22 protein-coding genes are annotated in these 19,400 nt (G+C 27.7%); 10 read left to right on the top strand and 12 right to left on the bottom strand.

Annotation, left to right across the window (positions count from 1 at the left end; genetic code table 11):
- The first annotated feature begins 2 nt into the window (after positions 1–2).
- Positions 3–644, top strand: coding sequence for a hypothetical protein (locus tag P161_RS0105600; RefSeq protein WP_036841268.1), 642 nt, complete (start codon positions 3–5; stop codon positions 642–644).
- Entirely contained in the window at positions 641–1,783 is a 1,143-nt protein-coding gene (locus tag P161_RS0105595; RefSeq protein ID WP_026776062.1) for an ATP-binding protein, read from the top strand. The genes P161_RS0105600 and P161_RS0105595 overlap by 4 nt, the downstream gene beginning before the upstream one ends.
- Positions 1,784–2,011: 228 nt before the next feature.
- Here P161_RS0105595 and P161_RS0105590 read toward each other — a convergent pair whose 3' ends face one another.
- Positions 2,012–3,298: a serine hydrolase gene (locus P161_RS0105590; protein ID WP_026776061.1), complete on the bottom strand. Its 1,287-nt coding sequence runs from the start codon at positions 3,296–3,298 to the stop codon at positions 2,012–2,014.
- A 142-nt stretch (positions 3,299–3,440) separates the two neighbouring features.
- Between P161_RS0105590 and P161_RS0105585 the strand changes: the two genes are divergently transcribed.
- Genes P161_RS0105585 through P161_RS0105575 form a run of 3 tightly spaced genes read left to right on the top strand, consistent with a single transcriptional unit; the run spans position 3,441 to position 5,632 of the window.
- Positions 3,441–3,983, top strand: a complete 543-nt coding sequence (locus tag P161_RS0105585; protein ID WP_026776060.1) for an RNA polymerase sigma factor — start codon at positions 3,441–3,443, stop codon at positions 3,981–3,983.
- A complete protein-coding gene (locus P161_RS0105580) occupies positions 3,973–4,491 on the top strand; it encodes a hypothetical protein (protein WP_026776059.1) in 519 nt (172 codons plus the stop codon). The genes P161_RS0105585 and P161_RS0105580 overlap by 11 nt, the downstream gene beginning before the upstream one ends.
- Positions 4,472–5,632, top strand: coding sequence for a hypothetical protein (locus P161_RS0105575; protein WP_026776058.1), 1,161 nt, complete (start codon positions 4,472–4,474; stop codon positions 5,630–5,632). Before P161_RS0105580 ends, P161_RS0105575 begins: the two co-directional genes overlap by 20 nt.
- Positions 5,633–5,847: 215 nt before the next feature.
- Here the strand turns inward: P161_RS0105575 and P161_RS0105570 are convergent, their stop codons facing one another.
- The 6 genes from P161_RS0105570 to P161_RS0105545 all read right to left on the bottom strand — a co-directional run bounded on the left by P161_RS0105570 (position 5,848) and on the right by P161_RS0105545 (position 10,902).
- Positions 5,848–7,389 carry an aldehyde dehydrogenase family protein gene (locus P161_RS0105570; RefSeq protein WP_026776057.1) on the bottom strand — a complete coding sequence of 514 codons (1,542 nt, stop codon included), beginning with the start codon at positions 7,387–7,389 and terminating at the stop codon, positions 5,848–5,850.
- A gap of 250 nt (positions 7,390–7,639) precedes the next feature.
- Positions 7,640–8,023: a hypothetical protein gene (locus P161_RS0105565; RefSeq protein ID WP_231494705.1), complete on the bottom strand. Its 384-nt coding sequence runs from the start codon at positions 8,021–8,023 to the stop codon at positions 7,640–7,642.
- 144 nt (positions 8,024–8,167) lie between these two features.
- On the bottom strand, positions 8,168–9,454 hold the full coding sequence (locus P161_RS0105560) for an outer membrane beta-barrel protein (protein WP_026776055.1): 1,287 nt from the start codon (positions 9,452–9,454) through the stop codon (positions 8,168–8,170).
- Complete coding sequence (locus tag P161_RS0105555) at positions 9,444–9,971, bottom strand: RNA polymerase sigma factor (protein WP_368086216.1); 528 nt, start codon at positions 9,969–9,971, stop codon at positions 9,444–9,446. Before P161_RS0105555 ends, P161_RS0105560 begins: the two co-directional genes overlap by 11 nt.
- A 22-nt stretch (positions 9,972–9,993) precedes the next feature.
- The gene (locus P161_RS0105550) at positions 9,994–10,398 is read right to left on the bottom strand and encodes a hypothetical protein (protein ID WP_036841265.1); all 405 of its coding nucleotides are present in this window, start codon (positions 10,396–10,398) and stop codon (positions 9,994–9,996) included.
- Positions 10,399–10,482: 84 nt separating this feature from the next.
- Entirely contained in the window at positions 10,483–10,902 is a 420-nt protein-coding gene (locus tag P161_RS0105545; RefSeq protein WP_026776052.1) for a hypothetical protein, read from the bottom strand.
- A gap of 112 nt (positions 10,903–11,014) precedes the next feature.
- Between P161_RS0105545 and P161_RS0105540 the strand changes: the two genes are divergently transcribed.
- Genes P161_RS0105540 through P161_RS0105530 form a run of 3 tightly spaced genes read left to right on the top strand, consistent with a single transcriptional unit; the run spans position 11,015 to position 12,790 of the window.
- The gene (locus tag P161_RS0105540) at positions 11,015–11,989 is read left to right on the top strand and encodes an acyltransferase (protein ID WP_026776051.1); all 975 of its coding nucleotides are present in this window, start codon (positions 11,015–11,017) and stop codon (positions 11,987–11,989) included.
- A gap of 60 nt (positions 11,990–12,049) precedes the next feature.
- Positions 12,050–12,508, top strand: a complete 459-nt coding sequence (mscL, locus tag P161_RS0105535) for a large conductance mechanosensitive channel protein MscL (RefSeq protein WP_026776050.1) — start codon at positions 12,050–12,052, stop codon at positions 12,506–12,508.
- Positions 12,509–12,538: 30 nt separating this feature from the next.
- Complete coding sequence (locus tag P161_RS0105530) at positions 12,539–12,790, top strand: SemiSWEET family sugar transporter (protein WP_026776049.1); 252 nt, start codon at positions 12,539–12,541, stop codon at positions 12,788–12,790.
- 68 nt (positions 12,791–12,858) lie between these two features.
- Here P161_RS0105530 and P161_RS0105525 read toward each other — a convergent pair whose 3' ends face one another.
- Positions 12,859–13,305: a hypothetical protein gene (locus P161_RS0105525; protein WP_026776048.1), complete on the bottom strand. Its 447-nt coding sequence runs from the start codon at positions 13,303–13,305 to the stop codon at positions 12,859–12,861.
- Positions 13,302–14,168: a hypothetical protein gene (locus P161_RS0105520; protein ID WP_026776047.1), complete on the bottom strand. Its 867-nt coding sequence runs from the start codon at positions 14,166–14,168 to the stop codon at positions 13,302–13,304. The genes P161_RS0105525 and P161_RS0105520 overlap by 4 nt, the downstream gene beginning before the upstream one ends.
- 113 nt (positions 14,169–14,281) lie before the next feature.
- Here P161_RS0105520 and P161_RS0105515 point away from each other — a divergent pair, with 113 nt between their 5' ends.
- On the top strand, positions 14,282–15,103 hold the full coding sequence (locus P161_RS0105515) for a DUF4349 domain-containing protein (protein WP_026776046.1): 822 nt from the start codon (positions 14,282–14,284) through the stop codon (positions 15,101–15,103).
- A gap of 85 nt (positions 15,104–15,188) precedes the next feature.
- Here P161_RS0105515 and tyrS read toward each other — a convergent pair whose 3' ends face one another.
- Positions 15,189–16,481: a tyrosine--tRNA ligase gene (gene tyrS / locus P161_RS0105510; protein ID WP_026776045.1), complete on the bottom strand. Its 1,293-nt coding sequence runs from the start codon at positions 16,479–16,481 to the stop codon at positions 15,189–15,191.
- A 125-nt stretch (positions 16,482–16,606) separates the two neighbouring features.
- Here tyrS and P161_RS0105505 point away from each other — a divergent pair, with 125 nt between their 5' ends.
- Entirely contained in the window at positions 16,607–17,608 is a 1,002-nt protein-coding gene (locus P161_RS0105505) for an SDR family oxidoreductase (RefSeq protein ID WP_026776044.1), read from the top strand.
- Here the strand turns inward: P161_RS0105505 and P161_RS18080 are convergent.
- Positions 17,605–18,090, bottom strand: a complete 486-nt coding sequence (locus tag P161_RS18080; protein ID WP_231494704.1) for a DUF4296 domain-containing protein — start codon at positions 18,088–18,090, stop codon at positions 17,605–17,607. The two genes, P161_RS0105505 and P161_RS18080, sit on opposite strands and share 4 nt — an antisense overlap.
- Positions 18,050–19,390 (bottom strand): dihydroorotase, encoded by a 1,341-nt coding sequence (locus P161_RS0105495; protein ID WP_026776043.1) that lies wholly within the window; start codon positions 19,388–19,390, stop codon positions 18,050–18,052. The genes P161_RS18080 and P161_RS0105495 overlap by 41 nt, the downstream gene beginning before the upstream one ends.
- Positions 19,391–19,400: the final 10 nt, after the last annotated feature.

The following is a 19,400-nucleotide window of genomic DNA, read 5'->3' as shown; positions in this document are numbered from 1 at the left end:
ACTTGGATATTAAAAATCTACAAAAATCTTGGTCTGAACTTGCAGAAAGTTATAGTGAAGATAAAAATCTCATAAATTTTTACTGGGATAAAATCTCCACAAACTATTCAGAAAAAAAACGATATTATCATAATTTGATTCATATTAATTCGATGTTAGAAATGGCATCAGAAAATAAAAATAGTATATATAAGTATGATGAAATGAAATTTGCGATTTGGTTTCACGATATTATTTACAAAGCGACCTCAAAAAAAAATGAAGAAAAAAGTGCCGACTTTGCAAAACTAGCTTTAGAAAATTTCTCAAAAAAAGAATTAAATATTAATAAAATTTCTCAACTTATAATTTCAACAAAAAATCATAAAATTATTTTAGATAAAGATAATGATAATGCTTTTTTATTAGATTTTGATTTGTCTATTCTAGGTGCTAATTGGAATAAATATGAGTATTATATTCAAAATATAAGAAAGGAATATAAAATTTATCCAGATTTTGTTTATAATCCTGCAAGAAAAAAAGTATTAGAAAGTTTTGTTAAACGAGAACAGCTTTATTTTTCAGATAAATATCAAGAATTATTTGAAGAAAAAGCAAGACAAAATTTAGCAAGAGAAATAAAATTGTTAACCCAAAAATGATAAATAAACGCTTACTTATTAAGAACCTACTTTCTCATAATGACGAGAATAGTTTTTATGATAAAAAGCAACAAATAAATTTATCTATCAAAGAAGGAAAAGCAAAATTTTTAAAACATATTTGCGCCCTTTCAAACGCAAACCCTGAGAACAATTCTTATATTGTAATTGGTATTGAGGATAAAGAAAATAAAATAGTTGGTGTTGATTTTTTTGATGACAGCAATATTCAAAATTTGATAAACGCTTATTTGCATAATCCACCAAAAATAGAATACGAGAATGTGCGTTTTCCGAGATTGCAAAGGCACAAAGTAATTGGTTTGGTGACAATTTACCCAAATCATAAAACAACATCACTTTTAAAAAATATTTGGAAATATAAACGAGGAACTATTTTTTATAGAAGAGGTAGCAACTCTATACCTTTTTTAAAAGATAATTTTGAGTTAAGAAACACTAACAAAGAAATTGTTGCTGCTTTAGAAATTAATGCTAAGAATAATATTGAGCTTACTTTAAATGGTGTGTTTGACTTTGTGAACAATCATAAAACAGAAAACAACCCTAAATATAAAGTTTTTAACGAACAATTTGTTTTGTGTTGGGCAGGTGAAAAGAAAATTATAAACGGATTAATATTTTTTTCTAGAGTAGATATTGAGTTGATTAATGAACAAGTTCAGTTGTTTTTTTCTTCTTTAGATGATGTTCAAATACGTTACAATAAAAATTCTTTTATCATTACAGAATATATTTTATTGGGAATTGATACTAACGAAACTCATTATCCTTTAGAGAAAACTATTATCAATTTTAAAAATAATGGCAAGTACAATATTGTAAAAGAGTTTTTGTTTGAAGCTCCAATTTACGATGAGAAAATTCTTAAAACTATTTTTGATAATAGCAATAAAATCATTGCTAAAATAGAAAGTAAAAGTTCATTATCTATAAAAGAACAAGAAAACGTTTGCAGATTGCCAACTAATTATTTGGTTTGTTTTTTAAATGGATATTTGGATGCTCCTAATCAACTGAAAAAAGCAAAAATATATTTTAAAAGTTTGGAAGATAAAACTACTTATATAAAATATAAAGAAACTTTAAGGGTGTTTAGGAAGATTAAGTATAGTTAATTCAACCTACAATTTAAGCCTATTTTAATTAAGAAGTTATATCTACTTTTCTTTCTTTTAAGTTAGCACCTTTATTTATTGCATTTCTTATAGTAATATTTCAATCTTTAATTCGAAATTCATTTCATCCTTTTTAATTTACTTTTTCTCGCAGTTGTATATTTTACACCATTGCTTGGTATTTAAATCGATATGAAACATGATTTTCAAAAAAAAGACATTCATAAATTATTTTGCGAAAGAGTTATAAACTATTTTTTCTAACTGTCTATTTATATTTTGATTGTTTGGTGATTGTAAAACTTGTCTTAATTGAATAACGATCAATTGATTGCTTGGATCTATCCAAAAAACGGTGCTAAATGCGCCACTCCAACTATAAGTTCCATCTGGTCTAAATGGATGTTCTTTAGAAACATCAAACCCAAAACCGAATTTAGCAGCACCCCAAGGATATGGAATTGTATCAATTTGATTTTTATGCATTGCAAGCGCAGTTTTTTCCTCTAAAATTCTTTTATTATAAAGTTGCCCATTATTAAGCATTGCTTGGCAAAATATAAAATAATCTCTGGCAGTTCCAGTCATACCACTTCCTCCAGACAAATATGTTTTTGCACCATCAGTTGGGTAATCAGAAATATACATTTTACCCATATTTGAAACTTGTGTAATTGTTTTTTTTCTATTAGGCACAAACACTTTGGTTAGATTTGATTTTTGAGAACTATCAAAATAAAAATCTAACATATCTATATCTAAAGGATTTAATATATTTTTCTGAATATAAACGTCTAGCTTTTCTCCTGAAACTACCTCAATTACACGCCCTAAAACATCTGTGTTTAAACCATATTGCCATTTTTTACCTGGTTCGTGTGCTAAAGGTAAATTGCCCATTTTACTCATGGTTTCTTCTATTGTTAAAGGAAGATACGTACTCAAATCAGGAATATTGTTTTTAGCAAGGATAGCTCCGTAAACAGGAGGATTCATAAAACCATAAGGTACACCAGCTGTATGTGTTAATAATTGACGAATTGTAGGAGTGGTTTTTGATGGTTTTGATGTAAAAGTAGTATCAGCAGCATTAAAACTAGTTAAAACTTCAGTTTCATTAAAAGACGGAATGTATTTACTTACCAAATCATCTAAAGACATTTTTCCTTTTTCTATAAGTTGCATTGCAGCTACAGATACTATTGGTTTTGTCATAGAAGCCATTCTAAATAAATGGTCTTTTCTGTAGGGTTCTGTCTTTAAAGAGTCAGACCAACCTACTTCAGATTCATATATTATTTTACCATTTTTTGCTATTAAAGTAACAGCTCCTGGATATTTTTTTTCATTTACAAAGTTCATAACCATTTCATCAATTTTTGCTAAACTGTCAGAAATCATTCCAACATCTTCAGGCTTTGCAAATTGATATTTTGTAAATGTTGAATTTTTTACTTTACAAGAATAGAGTATAGAAAATAGAAAAATAGTAAGTATAAGATGAAGTGGTTTCATAAAATAAAATTGTAACGATATATTTATATTTTAAATTTACTGAAATTATATCAACAAAAAAGGTTGAATATAAGTGTTTTAAATAAAATTTGAAACCTTTCTAGAAATATTTCGTTTTTAAGAATAGAAGCAACCCACAAGAATGTCTAAAGAAATTAATTTTTTAGTGATTGAAAGTAAAAATGGCAACCAAAAGGCGCAATTAAAATTGTACGATTTGCATTGCAATGCCATGTTTGCTATTTCTTGTAGGTATTTAAAAAATGATGAAGAAGCTAAAGATGCCATGCAAGATGGTTTTTTAAAAGCATTCTTAAATTTAGAGAATTATGCTGATGACACTAATTTTAGTAGTTGGTTAAAAGTGATTATTATTAATACATGTATTGATTTCTTAAAAAAGAAAAAATTAGAAACCATTTCTTTAGAAACGTATCCTTTAGAAATTTCTAATGATGATGATTGGAATTTCAGTTCAAAAATTAGTAAACAACAAATTATCGAGGCAATTGAAAAACTGGATTTAAAATATCAATTGGTTGTAAAATTATTTTTGATGGAAGGCTATGATCATCAAGAAATATCAGAAATATTGCAGATACCTGTTAAAACATCAAGAACACATTTAAGAAGAGCAAAATTAGCTTTGAGAAACCTTTTAAAAGTAGCAAAATATGGAACGTGATATTAGAGATTTATTTTTGAATGATGATGTTGTCGAGAAGGAAATTCCCAAAAACCATCGTGAAGATTTTATCAAAAAGTTAGGGAAACATCAACCTAAAAAGAAAAAGAATTATACATTTTTAAAAATTGTTGCGTCTTTTTTGTTGATAATTACTTGTGTGTATATGTACCAAAACCAACTTACAAGAACATCAAAATCAGCAGTTGAACTGCAAATTCAAGCCATAGAGAAAGACTATTTAGTAAATATAGACAAAGAATGGAATAGCTTCAAAGAAATTGCAAATGATACTGTTTTGATTAAAAAATATGAAGAAAAATTAAGAGAATACGATGTTGATTACAAAAAAATAACCAAGCAATTAAAAGAATACCCAAACAATATACATGTATTACAATCTTTAATAGATAATTTGCAAAGACGTTTGCAATTAATCAAAGATATTAAAGAACATATTAATGAGTTAAACCAAAAAAACACCAGTAATGAAACCATATATATTTAGTATTTTATTTTTAATTAGTATAAACGTTGCTTTTTCGCAAACTAAAGAAGTAATCTTAAATAAAAGCTTTTCTGCGGATGAAAACACCATTTTAACCTTAGATTTAGATAATGCAGATGTTCATATTATAGCTTCTGAAGATGATAAAATTCATTTTAACTATGAAATTACTTTTTACAATTATTCTAAAAGAAAAATAAATAATCTTTTGCATGAATCTGTAATAAAAACTGCTAAAAAGAATAATCAAATTTTTTTAGAAGCTAAAAACTCAAGGTATTTAAATATTGATATACTATATAGACCTAATTTTGATTATAAAAATTTCGAAAATCCAATTAATAATGTTTATAAAGATTATCTTAAGAATTACTTTAAAACTTTTAGAGATAGAGAAAAATTACATATCACAAAGGATTCTTTAATAGAAGAGATTGATTTCAGTTTAGGAAGTGATTTGTATAATTATATTAAAAGAAATATTGATAGTTACCCATTAAAGAAACCTTTAAAAACCGATAAAAAAATAGAGAAAAAGTTTGTAATTACAGTTCCAGAAAATGTTCAGTTAAGAATAAATGCTATTGAATCTGACATTAACTGTGATTTTGATATCACAACAGAATTTAGAATGGAAAGCTTTAAGGGTGCTTTTAAATTTAGAGAAATTAATGGAAAAAATAATAAAATAATTTCCTCAAATGGTATTTTAGAAACGTACGGAATAAGCAATACAAAAATTGATTTAAGAGATATGTCTAAAATAAATATTAGCTCAATTTCTAATTCAAAAGTAAAATTAGAATCTTCGAGAATCCAAATTGGAGAAATAGGGGAGAATGTTGCAATAAATGATTTCAGCAGTAAAATCTACCTTTATAACTTCCATAAAAATTTCAAAAAATTCAATTTTACAGGAGATTATTCAGAGTTAAATTTATACAAAGTTAAAGACACTAATTTTTCTATGGATGTTTCTGGGTACAATACAAATTTAAATATGGATGGAACTAAAACCTCTTTTGGAGCTTCAAAAGAAAAAGAACTTACAAAAATCCTTCAGAAAAAGAGAAAAGAAAATAGTCCATTTTTAGGAAATATAGAAGTGATTTTAAAAAATGGAATTTTAAATATTAAGTAGCAAAAAACCCAACTTTTTAAGTTGGGTTTCTATGTCTTCCTGCAAGGTTTTACGAACCTTGTAGGTATTTAAAAATTCACAAACTAGATTTATTTATTAGTTATTATGATGAATAAAAATAAGAAAATTTGAAGTCTTTTAAAATTAATAATACACCTACAAGGTTTTATAAACCTTGCAGGATAACAAACTTTGTGAGAAATAATTAAAACCTCTTAGAGGTCAAACTTAATTCCTTGGGCTAAAGGCAATTCATCAGAATAATTAATGGTATTTGTTTGTCTTCTCATGTATACTTTCCAAGCATCAGAGCCAGATTCACGTCCACCACCAGTTTCTTTTTCACCACCAAAAGCACCACCAATTTCTGCACCAGAAGTTCCGATATTTACGTTGGCAATTCCACAATCTGAACCAGCATAAGACAAGAATTTTTCTGCTTCTTTTAGTTCATTTGTCATAATTGCAGAAGATAAACCTTGAGCTACTCCATTTTGTTTTGCAATTGCATTTTCTACTTCTCCAGTATATTTCATCAAATATAAAATTGGCGCAAAAGTTTCATGTTGTACAATTTCAAAATGGTTTTCAGCCTCAATAATTGCTGGTTTAACATAACAACCAGATTCGTATCCTTTTCCTTCTAAAACACCACCTTCAACCAATACATTTCCACCTTCAGTTGTTGCTTTTTCAATAGCAGCTAAATAGGTATTTACAGAATCTTTGTCAATTAAAGGCCCAACATGATTATTTTCATCCAAAGGATTTCCAATCTTAATTTGTTTGTAGGCGCCTACAATTGCATCTCTTACTTTATCGTACACAGATTCATGAATAATTAATCTTCTGGTTGATGTACATCTTTGTCCACAAGTACCAACAGCACCAAAAACAGCGCCAGGAACCACCACTTTTAAATCGGCAGTTGGTGTAATAATAATCGCATTATTTCCACCCAATTCTAATAACGATTTTCCAAAGCGTTCAGCCACTTTAGCTCCAACAATTCTACCCATTCTTGTAGAACCTGTTGCAGAAACTAAAGGAATTCTTGTATCAGAAGTCATCATTTCTCCAACTTTATAATCTCCATTTATGATGGATGAAATTCCCTCTGGCAAATTATTATCTTTTAAAATTGCTGCTATTATATTTTGGCAAGCCACTGTACATAAAGGTGCTTTTTCAGAACCTTTCCACACACAGACATCACCACAAATCCAAGCTAAAGCAGTGTTCCAAGCCCAAACAGCTACAGGAAAATTAAAGGCAGAAATTATACCCACAACACCAATTGGATGCCACTGTTCTCTCATAACATGACCTGGTCTTTCAGAAGGAATTGTTTGTCCATTTAATTGACGAGATAAACCTACTGCAAAATCACAGATATCAATCATTTCTTGTACTTCTCCATAACCTTCTTGCAAAGATTTCCCCATTTCATAAGAAACCAATTTTCCTAAAGGCTCTTTTAAATCTCTTAATTTGTTACCAAATTGACGAACGATTTCACCTCTTTGTGGAGCAGGTTTATCTCTCCAAACTAAAAATGCTTTTGTAGCATTTTCCATCACTTTTTCGTAATCCTCTTTGCTGGTAGTTTTAACTTTTCCAATTAATTTTCCATCAACAGGCGAAAAACTTTCAATAATTTCTCCGTTAGAAAAATTATCTTGTCCTGTAGAAGTTCCGTTATTTATATCTTGAATTCCTAAATCCTTTAGCGCTTTTGCTATTCCGAAATTATCCATTTTGTAAACCGTTTTTTATTACTTAAATTAAAGTTCGAATTTACGAATAATTTAAGACATAATTAAATTAAACAGAAGTATCTATATTTGTTTAAAATCAAACAATTTGTATTGAAAAATGTTTTTAATTAAGCTGATATGATTGTTGATATAAACCTTATATAAAAAGCCGAAAAAATGCCCTTTGAATTTAATACAAAGGGCATATCAGCATTTTTATGATTGTTATAAGGTAATTAATTGTAATGATTTAGAGTGAATAAGCTAGCCATTTTTCTGGCAAAGGCTCTAAATTAATATTTTTAGGTACCGATTTTAATTTCTTTTTAATTCCAAGTTTAGAAACTTTAGTAATCGATAAATTTATATTGTTTTTTTGATTGATAGCTTCTAACACATCTCTAATAGATTTTTTAGCACACAGTACTAAACTATTCATCATTGCATTAGATTCTATAGATAAATCGTATAAATCCACATAAAATTTAGGTTGATCGTTTTGATTTATAATAAATTGTGTAGGTTTTCTTTTGGCGATTTCTATAACTGTTTTAGTACCGCTAAAAGTTCTATATGTTGTCTCTATAAGTTTCATTCCGTTTTCTTTTATGTCCATCAATTTCATAGCAATCATTTTAAAAGATTTTAGTTGTATTAAACTTAAAAGGTGATTCAAATATAATTTATTAACTAGGATTGTATTTTTGTTTTCGTTAAATCGTTATAGTAAATCGCCAAACTGTTAAAGTATATACGATGTTTTTGATGTTTTGGTTTTTTAAAATTGATATTTTATTCCTGAATAAATACCCAAGTTAAATGGTGTAAAGTCGTTAGCTTCTGTTTTAAAAGTGTTTAGGTGTACTTTAAACATTGGGTTTATATTTAAAGACCAATTATTATTTAGAAAATAATTAAAATCGAAGCCTAAATTTCCGCTAAAATTAATGGTACTTAGGTTTGTTAATTCTCCTGTTCTTGTAGTGTTAAACGTGTTTAAAACCACTTTGTTTTTATCTAAAAAAAGCGAACTAAAACCAGTAACTAATTGTGCTTCAATTTTATTGTTGTTAGAGAAGTTGTATTTCATTTCAAGGGGGATTTCTACGTAACCGAAATTTTGAGATAAATTTCCATTACTTTTTGCTAATGTACTAAATAAATCAGATCTAAGGGTTAAATTTTCTGTTACAGTGTTGTTAAAGGAAACAGGATTATTATCTTTAAAAGAAACTGATTGTATGGTTTCAATTTCTGATGGATATACTGTAATTTGATTGTTAGCATATTTTATTTCTTGGAGGTGAATTCCTGATTGAATCGTCCATCTTTTATTGAGTTTAAAACCAACTTGTAAACCATAAGAAAAGGAGTTTTCGCCTGTTGTAGTATTGGCTAATTCTTTTGCAATAGGAGAAGTATCAGAAAATGAATTAGATTGTAAAACCCCAAAAACAGGAGCAACAGACCAATTTTTGACAACTTCTTTATCACTTTTTTTCGTTTTATTTGTTGTTAAAAAAGTATTGATATCCATTTTTTTGGAAACTTTTTTCTCTGTAATTTTATCAATATTTAGTGCTGATATTTGTTTATTTGATACCAAATCTGCATCAATATTAAAAGGGATTAAAAATGTTTTTTTTGCTGGATTTTTAAGCGCAACAAACTCTTTATTATTTTCATAAATAATCGGTTTTTCTTTTTTAATTGCTGATTTAACAACTGCATTTTGATTTTTTTCCAAATTTTGTTCGATGTTATTATTTTGAAAAATTAAAGAATCAGTAGTAGTATTTGTTTTAGGTTTTTTTGATGGATTTGTTGTAATTATTTCATTATTAGGAGGAATTATATTTTGGTTTTTATTCGTAAAAAATGGATATAAAAACAAAGCTAACACCAAAATTGCTGCAGCTGCACCAGAAAATAACCAAAAAGGCAAAACACGACGTTTCTTCTTATTTAATTTAGTTTCTATGGAATTCCAAATGCTGTTATTTGGAGAAACCTCAAGATTTTTTAGCTGATTTTTAAATAAATCATCAATTTTATTATCCTCCATTATTTTTTTCTTTTTGATGGATTTCTAATTTTTCTTTCAAAATTTTTCTGGCCCTAGAAAGATTCGATTTTGAAGTGCCTATAGAGATATTTAGTAGGTTTGCAATTTCTTTATGCGAATAATCATCAAGTACAAAAAGATTAAAAACCAATCGATATTGATTAGGTAATTGTTGCAAACATTCTAGTAAAACATCAACATTAAAAACGGTTTTTTCTAAATCAAATTCCTCGTTTTCGATATTTTCTGCAACTTCTTTTACAATTTGCAATGTCGTTTTTCTTCTATACGTTTTTAGGGCAGTATTTATGGTAATTCGTTTTAACCAACCTTCAAAAGAACCTTTGTGATTGTATTGTTTAATTTTATCGAAAATTGTTAAAAAACTATCTTGTAAATTATCTTCTGCATCTTGATAATTTTTGGAATACTTTAAAGAAACAGCAAAAAGTTTACCAGCAAATAGCTGATAAACTTTAGATTGAGCCCCTAAATCTTGCTCACAACATTGCTGTATAAGTTTTTTAAGTTCGATGATTTTAATTTACAGGAACCACAGCTTCTTCAAAAATATTATTGCCATTTGCATCTAAACCTTTAAAAAACTTAAACACATAATCTTCTCTTTGTGTTGCAGTTACAACAATATCAAACTCTCTTTGCGTACTTACATCTGTACAGTTCTCGTCTAAATTTACAATAGCCCTTACAGCTACAATTCTTGCTGTATCTTGGTATTCGTAATAAATATTATCAAAATTATAACAACTATTTTTTAAGGTATATTTTACTTTCACAGTGTCTTTTTCACCAAAAGTAAAAGCTATAGGAGTAGTAAATTCATCAATTGGTAGAATTTCGTAGCCAAAGTTTATTTGATCTTCGTTATTTAAACAAGCATAAAAAAGAAATAAACCCGCGAATAATAATATGATTTTTTTCATAATTTTAGTTTTAATATATTTAAAGTGATATTTTTTGTTATTAGTAAATCTGCAATATCAAACAGAAATTACTCGTTTTTATTTTTAGTTATAGTTTATTTGATTGTCCCAGCCCTCTAAATTTAAAATGATTGCATCTTGATTTTCTTTTAATTTTTGAATATTAAACGTAAAATCTTTTTCGAAAACAGCTAAACAAGCTTCGTTATTTTCAAGTAAAACTTTAAGATTTCTTTGAATAGGATTTGATTCTAAAATTTGATTAGCATCTATCAAAGTTGCTTTCCATGATGCTGCATTGCATCCACTTGAGCTAATAGTTATGGTTAAAAAATTATCGATTAAAACTACATTGGTAATTGTATAGTTCGTAGTTTTTGTCTCGTTAAATAAAGTGTTGTTTACAAGCACACATTCGTTACAACTTTGTAAGGTTGGTTCTGTTTTTTCGGAACAATTAAAAAAGGTAAAAAATGCTATAATAAAAATGCTTTTTAGTTTCAAATTGATTTTTTTTAGTAATTAATTCAAATTAATGATTTTTTTGTTTCTATATTTATTAGATACAAAAATTATAAAAAGGTTGCGTCTAATAATCTTATTTTTGTGAAACTTTATGCAAAACAAAATATTTAACATTACAACTCAAGAGGAGTTTGCAACAATGGCTTTAGAAGTTTTTAGACACCAGTTTAAGAACAATCGTGTATATCGTTCTTTTTGCGACTTGTTGTACATACATCCTTCAGATATTACAAAAATTGAAGAAATTCCATTTTTACCAATTCAGTTTTTTAAAAGTCGAGAAGTGCTTTCATCTAAAGAAAAAATAGCAGAAATTTTTACTAGTTCTGGAACTACTGGGAGTATTACTAGTAAACATTTTGTAACCGATATTAGTTTTTATAAAAATAGCTATTTAAAAGGATTTGCTCATTTTTATGGAAATATAGAAGACTATGTTGTGTTGGCTTTGTTGCCAAATTATTTAGAACGTAAAGGTTCTTCTTTGGTTTTTATGGTTGATGATTTAATAGCAAAATCTAAAAATACTGAAAGTGGTTTTTACCTGAATAACTTAGATGAACTCGCAAAAAAATTAATCAATTTAGATAAAAACGGACAAAAAGTTTTGTTGATTGGTGTTTCTTTTGCCTTGTTAGATTTGATTGAGAAATATCAATTCAACTTAAAAAACACTATCATTATGGAAACTGGTGGTATGAAAGGAAGACGAAAAGAGTTGATAAGAAACGAGTTGCATGAACTTTTAAAAACTGGTTTTAATGTTGATGAAATACATTCAGAATATGGCATGACAGAATTATTAAGTCAAGCTTATTCTAAAGGAAATGGTGTTTTTGGAACACCAAATTGGATGCAGATTTTAACCAGAGATACAGAAGATGCTTTAACTATTTTAGAACAAGAAAAAACTGGCGGAATTAATATTATTGATTTAGCAAATTACAATTCTTGCAGTTTTATTGCCACGCAAGATTTAGGAAAAGTACACAATAATGGCACGTTTGAAATTATAGGGCGTTTTGATAATTCTGATATTAGAGGCTGTAACTTGATGGTTTTGTAGAAAGGTTTTAGAGAATCAAGAATAAAGACACAAGAGAAAATAAACTAGAATAAAGGGACTATGAAATTTAAATTACTTGAAGATTTTAAAGACTTTGCTGTAAAAGGCAATATGATTGACATTGCTATTGGTGTTATAATTGGTACAGCTTTTAACAAAGTTGTAAACGTTTTAGTTAAAGAAGTTTTAATGCCACCTTTAACATATCTAACAGCTGGTGCAAACTGGGAAAACAGAAAATTTGTAATAAGAGAGGCTATTAGTGCTGATGGAAAAATAAAATTTGAGGAAGTTGCCATTGGCTATGGAAAATTAATTGAAGCTGGTGTAGATTTTTTAGTGATTTCTTTTACAGTTTTTATGGTTGTAAGAGTTATGAATTCTATGAAGAAAAAGGCTGAAGATCCAAAAGATAAAACTGTGGCAACTCCAAAAAATATTGAGTTAATGAACAAAACAAATGAGCTGTTAGAAAAGCAAAATGCGTTTTTAATGAAAGTTTTAGCAGAGAAAAAATAAAACTAAAAAGAGTTTTTTATTTTTAAAATTATGAATATCGAAATAATAGGTTTTTTGGCAGGTCTTTTTACCACAATTGCCATTGTTCCTCAATTAATAAAAGCTTATAGAACTAAAAAGGTTGCTCATTTATCACCTATATTTTTTTCTATCCTATTAATGGGTGTTTTTCTTTGGACAGTTTATGGTTTTTTAAAGAAAGATTATCCAATAATAATTACGAACGCTATTTCATTTTTATTGAATAGCTATATGCTATTCTTGTATTTTAGGTATAAATAGATAAAAAGTATAAAATGTGTAAAGAATGTATTAAAGATTTAAAGCTTTTTTTATACATATTTCTCGTTTTAGTTAAACCTAGAAAATTTAACTTTGGTTGATTTGGTTATAGTATCTTCAATAATAATCTCTTCTTCGAAAAATTTAGCTAAAACAGAATCTCTTTGTTTCAAGTTTCCTGTTTCTAAATTAAATAGAATTTTAAAAGTAGTTTCTGAGTTATGCTTTATTATTTTTATATCCTTAATTTTTGAAGTTTTTTGTAAATAAAGAACTTTACTAGAATCCAACTTAAAATGATTTAACCTTTCTTTTATGTTTTCTGTAAATTGAGGATTATTTTCTAACAATATATTTAAATCATAAAACTCCAAAAATTTTTCTTTTACAACCGAATTCGATGAATATTCTTTAACAGTAATTTCATCAACTAAAGACTCTTTGTTATTAAAAGATTTCTTATTTGAGCACGAAATTATCAACATAAAAGATATTAAAAAAAATATTATTTTCATTTTATAATAAATTTAAGTTTCACAATTTTATCATTTTTGAAATCTTTACTTATAATTCTTATTCTCTTTAAGTTATCAGTAGGTATTGTTAATAGGTTGATAAATTCGTTTTTTGTATAAATTTCAACACCTATGTTTTTTGAATATAATTGATAAATAACTGCTTTTTCATCAATTAATTTATTGAGTTCTTGTTTTCTTTTATTCCAATCTTTTAAATTATTATTGGTATAATAATCTAACATTAATGTATAATCATCTGTTGTTAAATTAATAATACTTTTCGAGGTGTTTTTTCTTTTGATTGTATCCGTTTTGTAATATGCTGATGAAACCACAAGTTCTAAATACTCATTTTTAGAACTATACTCAAAGCAACCATTTTTATCAGATTTAAAAAACAACGGACTTTCATTCTTTTTTAAAACCTTTATATCAACAGGAATTACAATTGGCTCTCTTTTATCTTCATCATAAAAACAAAAATGAAATGTTTTTTCGCTATTTTTTTCAAAAATGATAAAGCATAATACAATAAGTGGAATTATTATCCACAATTGCTTTTTGTTCTTTTGTTTCGTTTTTTTATTTTTAAAATCTTCCCAGTTTTTAAATCCAATATATTGGCTTAAAATGTTAAGCATGTCAATTCTTGGCAGTTTTTCAGGATCATTTTTAAAATAGCTATAAAACCACTTTTCGCTAACCTTAGTATTTACTTTAGCAAATAAATCTTCTTGAAAAGAAACAATATCTTCTCCAGACCATTTTGTAACATCTTTAAAACCACTATTACTTTTTAGGTATGTAGTAATAATTTGTTTTTTAAAAAGAGTAAAAAGTTTTTTCTCTTGATTGTTCAATTTTCACGCTGTTTTTTGGCTTGTAAATAATTTACAATGGGTTTACAAGAGCTATACAAAGCAACATAATTTTATAAAGATATGTTTGTTGCATAAACATTAAAAATAAAATTATGAAACATTATGTTGTAGTAAAAATAGTTAAAAAATTCTATCTTCTTTTTCTCTTTTCATTTTTTGTTGGCTGTAAGCAACATCCATTATCAGAGGAGAATAGGTTTGATACTTCTGTCGAGAAAATATCCTTACAAAAAAGTGAAGAGGAAGTAATCAACAAGTTAAATTTAAAAATTATAAAAGCTGCAGAAAGTAAATACAAAGTTGAAGACGTTAAAATTGCCACAAAAAAAATAAAAGAATTGGCTAAAAGTTACAATGGATATATTTCAGATTTACAATTCCAAAATAACTTATATAAGATTCAAAATAATTTTACTATAAAAATTCCCAAAGAAAATTTTGATATTTTTTTAGATTCGATTCGTAATTATATAACATTTATAGATTTTGAAAAAATCACTACAAAAGACGTTACAGAACAGTATTTTGATGCAGAATCTAGACTAAAAACAAAAAGCGAAGTAAAAGAACGATATGAAGAAATATTAAGAAAAAAGGTTAAAACTGTAGATGATGTTTTAAAGACAGAAGAAAAATTAAGAGTTATTCAAGAAGAGATTGAAGTAACAAAAGGCAAATTAAAATACTTGAAAAACAGAATCTCTTTCAGTACAATTGATGTGGAATTATATGAGGTAGTAAATTACAAACCTGAACCAAAAATTTACAAAAAAAGTTTTTTCACAAAAATAAAAGAAGGCTTCATAAATGGAAGTGAAATAATTACAAACATTATAATTGTAACTATAAATATTTGGCCAATTATATTGTTGATTATTGGAGTGTTTTTTATCTATAAGAAGAGAAAAAAATAATTTTTAAAATGATTTGATGTCAAATAACAAAAAAGCGTTGAATTTTTAAATTCAACGCTTTTTCTTAAACTGTATTTTTGATTTGTTATTCAACAATCAACAAATAATTTGTCTTTTTTCCTCTTTGTAAAAGCACATATTTATTGGCAATTAAATCATCAGCAGTAATTATAAAGTCTTCTTTTACTTTTTCTTTATTTACAGAAATAGCATTTTCTTTTAATGCTCTTCTTGCTTCTCCATTCGATTTTAAAAAATCGGTTTTAGCAGCCAAGGCAGCAATCATATCTAAACCTTCCGTAAATTCTTCTTTTGGAATGGAAGCCATTGGCACACCATCAAAAACATCTAAAAATGTTTGTTCATCTAAAGATTTTAAATCGGAAGCTGTAGATTTTCCAAACAAAATATTAGAAGCTTTTAACGCATTTTCATACGCTTCTTTTCCATGGGTTAAAATGGTAACTTCTTCTCCTAATTTTTTCTGTAAAGAACGCAAATGAGGATTTTCTTGATGTTCAGCAATCAAGTTTTCAATCGTTTCTTTGTCTAAAAAAGTAAATTTCTTTATAAAGTTTTCTGCATCTTCATCAGACGAATTTAACCAATATTGGTAAAATTTATAAGGTGATGTTCTATCTGCATTCAACCAAATATTACCACCTTCTGTTTTTCCGAATTTCGTTCCATCTGCTTTTGTAACTAAAGGAACAGTAATTGCATAGGCTTTTCCTTGCGCTTTTCTTCGAATTAATTCGGTTCCAGTTGTAATATTTCCCCATTGATCTGAACCACCCATTTGCAATTTGCAATTTTTATGTGTGTATAAATGGTAAAAATCATATCCTTGAAATAACTGGTAGGTAAATTCGGTAAAACTCATACCTACAGAAGATTCTGAACTCAAACGTTTCTTCACAGAATCTTTAGCCATCATGTAATTTACAGTAATATGTTTTCCTGTATCTCTCACAAAATCGATTAGTGAAATATCTTTCATCCAATCGTAATTGTTTACCAATTCTGCTTTGTTTTCTGCAGCAGCATCAAAATTTAAAAAACGCTCTAAATTTTCTCTAACTCCAGCAACATTTTTAGCCAAAGTAGCTTCATCTAACAAATTACGTTCAGCAGATTTTCCTGAAGGATCACCAACCATTCCTGTGGCTCCACCAATTAAAGCAATTGGATTATGACCAGCAATTTGAAAGTGTTTTAAGATAAAAATCTGTACCAAACTTCCAATATGTAAAGAATCTGCAGTTGGGTCAAAACCAATATAACCAGCTGTTTTATTTTCCAATAAATATTCTTCGGTATCTGGCATTATATCACTTAATAATCCTCGCCAACGTAATTCTTCAACAAAATTTGTCATTATAAATATATTTTTTTAAACGGTTACATTTTTTTGATGTTCAATCTATAACATCATAAAAATTGTAACATATTTTTATGGCGACAAAGATAAACTTATCAAGCAAAAAACTATAAATTAGCGCTATGATTTTAGTTACTGGAGGCACAGGTTTGGTTGGTTCGCATTTATTGTATCATTTAAGTTTAAAAAATGATGCCATAAGAGCTATTTATAGAACAGAATCATCTTTAGAAAAGGTGAAAAAAGTGTTTTCTTATTACACTAATGATGCTACATATTTTGATAAAATAGAGTGGTTTCAAGCAGATATTACGCAAGTTCCTGCAATGATTCCTGCTTTTGAGGACGTAAAACACGTATACCATTGTGCAGCTTTTATTTCTTTTAATCGAAAAGATTACAGAGAAATGCGTAAAGTAAATATTCATGGAACAGCCATTGTTGTAAATCTTTGTGTGGATGCCAAAATTGAGAAACTCTGCTTTGTAAGCTCTATTGCTGCTGTTGGCGAATCTTTAAATGATGCTTTAATTGATGAAGAATGTGAATGGAATAAAGAGTTAGATAATAGTGGGTATTCTATTACCAAATTTGGAGCAGAAATGGAAGTTTGGCGAGCAAGTCAAGAAGGAGTGGAGGTTGTTATTGTAAATCCTGGTGTAATTTTAGGAAGCGGATTTTGGAATGCTGGTTCAGGTAAATTATTCAGCCAAGTTTATAACGGATTTAAATATTATACTGAAGGTATTACAGGTTTTGTTGCTGTGCAAGATGTTGTAAAACCAATGATTCAATTAATGAATTCAACCATAAAAAACGAGCGTTTTATTTTAATTTCAGAAAACAAATCGTTCAAAGAAATTTTCTTTGCTATTGCAGCTGGTTTCGGTAAAAAGCCACCATCCATAAAAATAAAACCTTGGCAAACTGCAATTTTTTGGAGGTTTAGTTGGTTGGTATCAAAAATAACAGGAGTTGCACCTTTAATTACTAAATACTCAGCAAAATCTGCGCATTCAATTTCAAACTATTCATCAGAAAAAATACAAAGCACAATAGATTACAAGTTTGAATCTGTTGAAAAATCGATAGAAAGGATTTGTGAAAATTACTCTAAAGACTAGTTTTTAACAGGTAATTTCTCTTTTAAAGAGTCTTTAGAGAATTTAATTTTTTCAAAATCTTTAATTTTTTTAATAGAATCTGCTCTTAAAGAATCTGTTCTTTTTTTAATGGCATCATAAAAAGATTTTTGCTTTTCTAAACTTTCTTTTGCATTCGTTAAAATTTCTTGATACACATCTATTTTAGACATATAGTACATATTACTTGTTTGAAACCGAACTGAATCAATTCCAAAACGCTCGTAAACCAAAGGCATGTAGTTTATTCTTTTTTCGAAATTTTTATTGTTTATATATTTTGCAGAAGTAGCAATCGACATTTCCTGCACCAAAAGACTCATAGTGTCTTTAGGAATTAAATTTTCTGGTTTTTCAAAAATGGTATTACTTGTACAAGAACCTAGTAAAATAAGTAAAAATATATAAAATATGTTTTTCATATTAGCGATTAAAAGTGATGCGTTTTCCTTTAATTTCATCATTAAAAACACCATTGTTATACAGTAAATTTCCATTTACAAACGTATGTGTAATTGTTGATGAAAAAGTAGTTCCTTCAAAAGGAGACCACCCACATTTGTATAAAATATTGTCTTTAGAAACAGTTTGAGGCTTGTTGGCATCAATTAAAACTAAATCTGCATAAAAACCTTCTTTTATAAAACCACGTTTTTCAATTTGAAATAATTTTGCAGGATTATGGCTCATTTTCTCCACCAATTTTTCAATCGGAATTATGCCTTCTTTTACCTTTTCTAAAAGTGCTATAACTGCATGTTGTACCAAAGGTCCTCCACTTGGCGCGTTCATATAATTATTGCTTTTTTCAGCTAATGTGTGTGGTGCATGGTCTGTAGCAAGAACATCAATTCTGTCATCTAACAAAGCTTTCCATAAACCTTGTCTGTCTTTTTCAGTTTTTACAGCAGGATTCCATTTGATATGCGTTCCTTTTTCATCGTAATCTTTGTCATTAAACCATAAATGATGTATACAAACTTCGGCTGTAATTTGTTTTTCTTCTAAAGGAATATCGTTTCTAAAAAGATGTGTTTCTTTTTCGGTTGATAAGTGGAAGATGTGCAAACGTGCTCCAGTTTTTTTTGCTAATTCAATCGCTTTTGATGATGATAAATAACAAGCTTCTTCGCTTCTAATTATTGGATGATATTTTAGTGGTATATTTTCTCCGTATTTTTCTACGAATGCTGCTGTATTTTTTCTGATGGTTGCTTCATCTTCACAATGCACAGAAATAATCATTTTTGTTGATGAAAAAATCTTCTCTAAAACAGCTTCGTCATCTACTAACATATTTCCTGTAGACGAACCTAGGAAAAGCTTTATACCTGCTACTTTTTTTGGATCGGTCTTTAACAATTCCTCTAAATTATCATTAGTGCCACCAAACATAAAAGAGTAATTTGCATACGAATCTTTAGCTGCAATTTTAAATTTGTCTTCTAACAATTCTTGCGTAGTTGCTTGAGGAACTGTGTTTGGCATTTCAATAAAAGTGGTAATTCCACCAGCAACTGCAGCTCTACTTTCTGTGGCAATATTTGCTTTGTGCGTTAAACCAGGCTCTCTAAAATGCACTTGATCGTCTATAAAACCAGGGATTAAATAGTTGCCATTGGCATTAATAATTTCTACATTTTCATCAACATTAATTGAAGTAGAAATTTGTTTGATGATTTCGTTTTCAATGAGCACATCACCAGTAAAAGTGTTGTTTTCATTTATAATTGTTGCATTTTTTATTAAGTATGATTTTGTCATTTTATAAGTT

The organism is Polaribacter sp. Hel_I_88 (assembly GCF_000687935.1).
In the GTDB taxonomy this organism is placed as follows: Bacteria; Bacteroidota; Bacteroidia; order Flavobacteriales; family Flavobacteriaceae; genus Polaribacter.
This window is presented reverse-complemented; position numbering and strand designations above follow the sequence as displayed.

Excerpts from the sequence above, each read along its gene's own strand:
- P161_RS0105590 (WP_026776061.1), bottom strand. The coding sequence starts at position 3,298 with ATGAAACCACTTCATCTTATACTTACTATTTTTCTATTTTCTATACTC.
- P161_RS0105560 (WP_026776055.1), bottom strand. The coding sequence starts at position 9,454 with ATGGAGGATAATAAAATTGATGATTTATTTAAAAATCAGCTAAAAAAT.
- tyrS (WP_026776045.1), bottom strand. The coding sequence starts at position 16,481 with ATGACAAATTTTGTTGAAGAATTACGTTGGCGAGGATTATTAAGTGAT.
- P161_RS18080 (WP_231494704.1), bottom strand. The coding sequence starts at position 18,090 with ATGATGAAATTAAAGGAAAACGCATCACTTTTAATCGCTAATATGAAA.
- P161_RS0105495 (WP_026776043.1), bottom strand. The coding sequence starts at position 19,390 with ATGACAAAATCATACTTAATAAAAAATGCAACAATTATAAATGAAAAC.
- P161_RS0105550 (WP_036841265.1), bottom strand. The coding sequence starts at position 10,398 with ATGAAAAAAATCATATTATTATTCGCGGGTTTATTTCTTTTTTATGCT.
- P161_RS0105505 (WP_026776044.1), top strand. The coding sequence starts at position 16,607 with ATGATTTTAGTTACTGGAGGCACAGGTTTGGTTGGTTCGCATTTATTG.
- mscL (WP_026776050.1), top strand. The coding sequence starts at position 12,050 with ATGAAATTTAAATTACTTGAAGATTTTAAAGACTTTGCTGTAAAAGGC.
- P161_RS0105540 (WP_026776051.1), top strand. The coding sequence starts at position 11,015 with ATGCAAAACAAAATATTTAACATTACAACTCAAGAGGAGTTTGCAACA.
- P161_RS0105585 (WP_026776060.1), top strand. The coding sequence starts at position 3,441 with ATGTCTAAAGAAATTAATTTTTTAGTGATTGAAAGTAAAAATGGCAAC.
- P161_RS0105595 (WP_026776062.1), top strand. The coding sequence starts at position 641 with ATGATAAATAAACGCTTACTTATTAAGAACCTACTTTCTCATAATGAC.
- P161_RS0105570 (WP_026776057.1), bottom strand. The coding sequence starts at position 7,389 with ATGGATAATTTCGGAATAGCAAAAGCGCTAAAGGATTTAGGAATTCAA.
- P161_RS0105530 (WP_026776049.1), top strand. The coding sequence starts at position 12,539 with ATGAATATCGAAATAATAGGTTTTTTGGCAGGTCTTTTTACCACAATT.
- P161_RS0105565 (WP_231494705.1), bottom strand. The coding sequence starts at position 8,023 with ATGATTGCTATGAAATTGATGGACATAAAAGAAAACGGAATGAAACTT.
- P161_RS0105580 (WP_026776059.1), top strand. The coding sequence starts at position 3,973 with ATGGAACGTGATATTAGAGATTTATTTTTGAATGATGATGTTGTCGAG.
- P161_RS0105575 (WP_026776058.1), top strand. The coding sequence starts at position 4,472 with ATGAAACCATATATATTTAGTATTTTATTTTTAATTAGTATAAACGTT.
- P161_RS0105525 (WP_026776048.1), bottom strand. The coding sequence starts at position 13,305 with ATGAAAATAATATTTTTTTTAATATCTTTTATGTTGATAATTTCGTGC.
- P161_RS0105515 (WP_026776046.1), top strand. The coding sequence starts at position 14,282 with ATGAAACATTATGTTGTAGTAAAAATAGTTAAAAAATTCTATCTTCTT.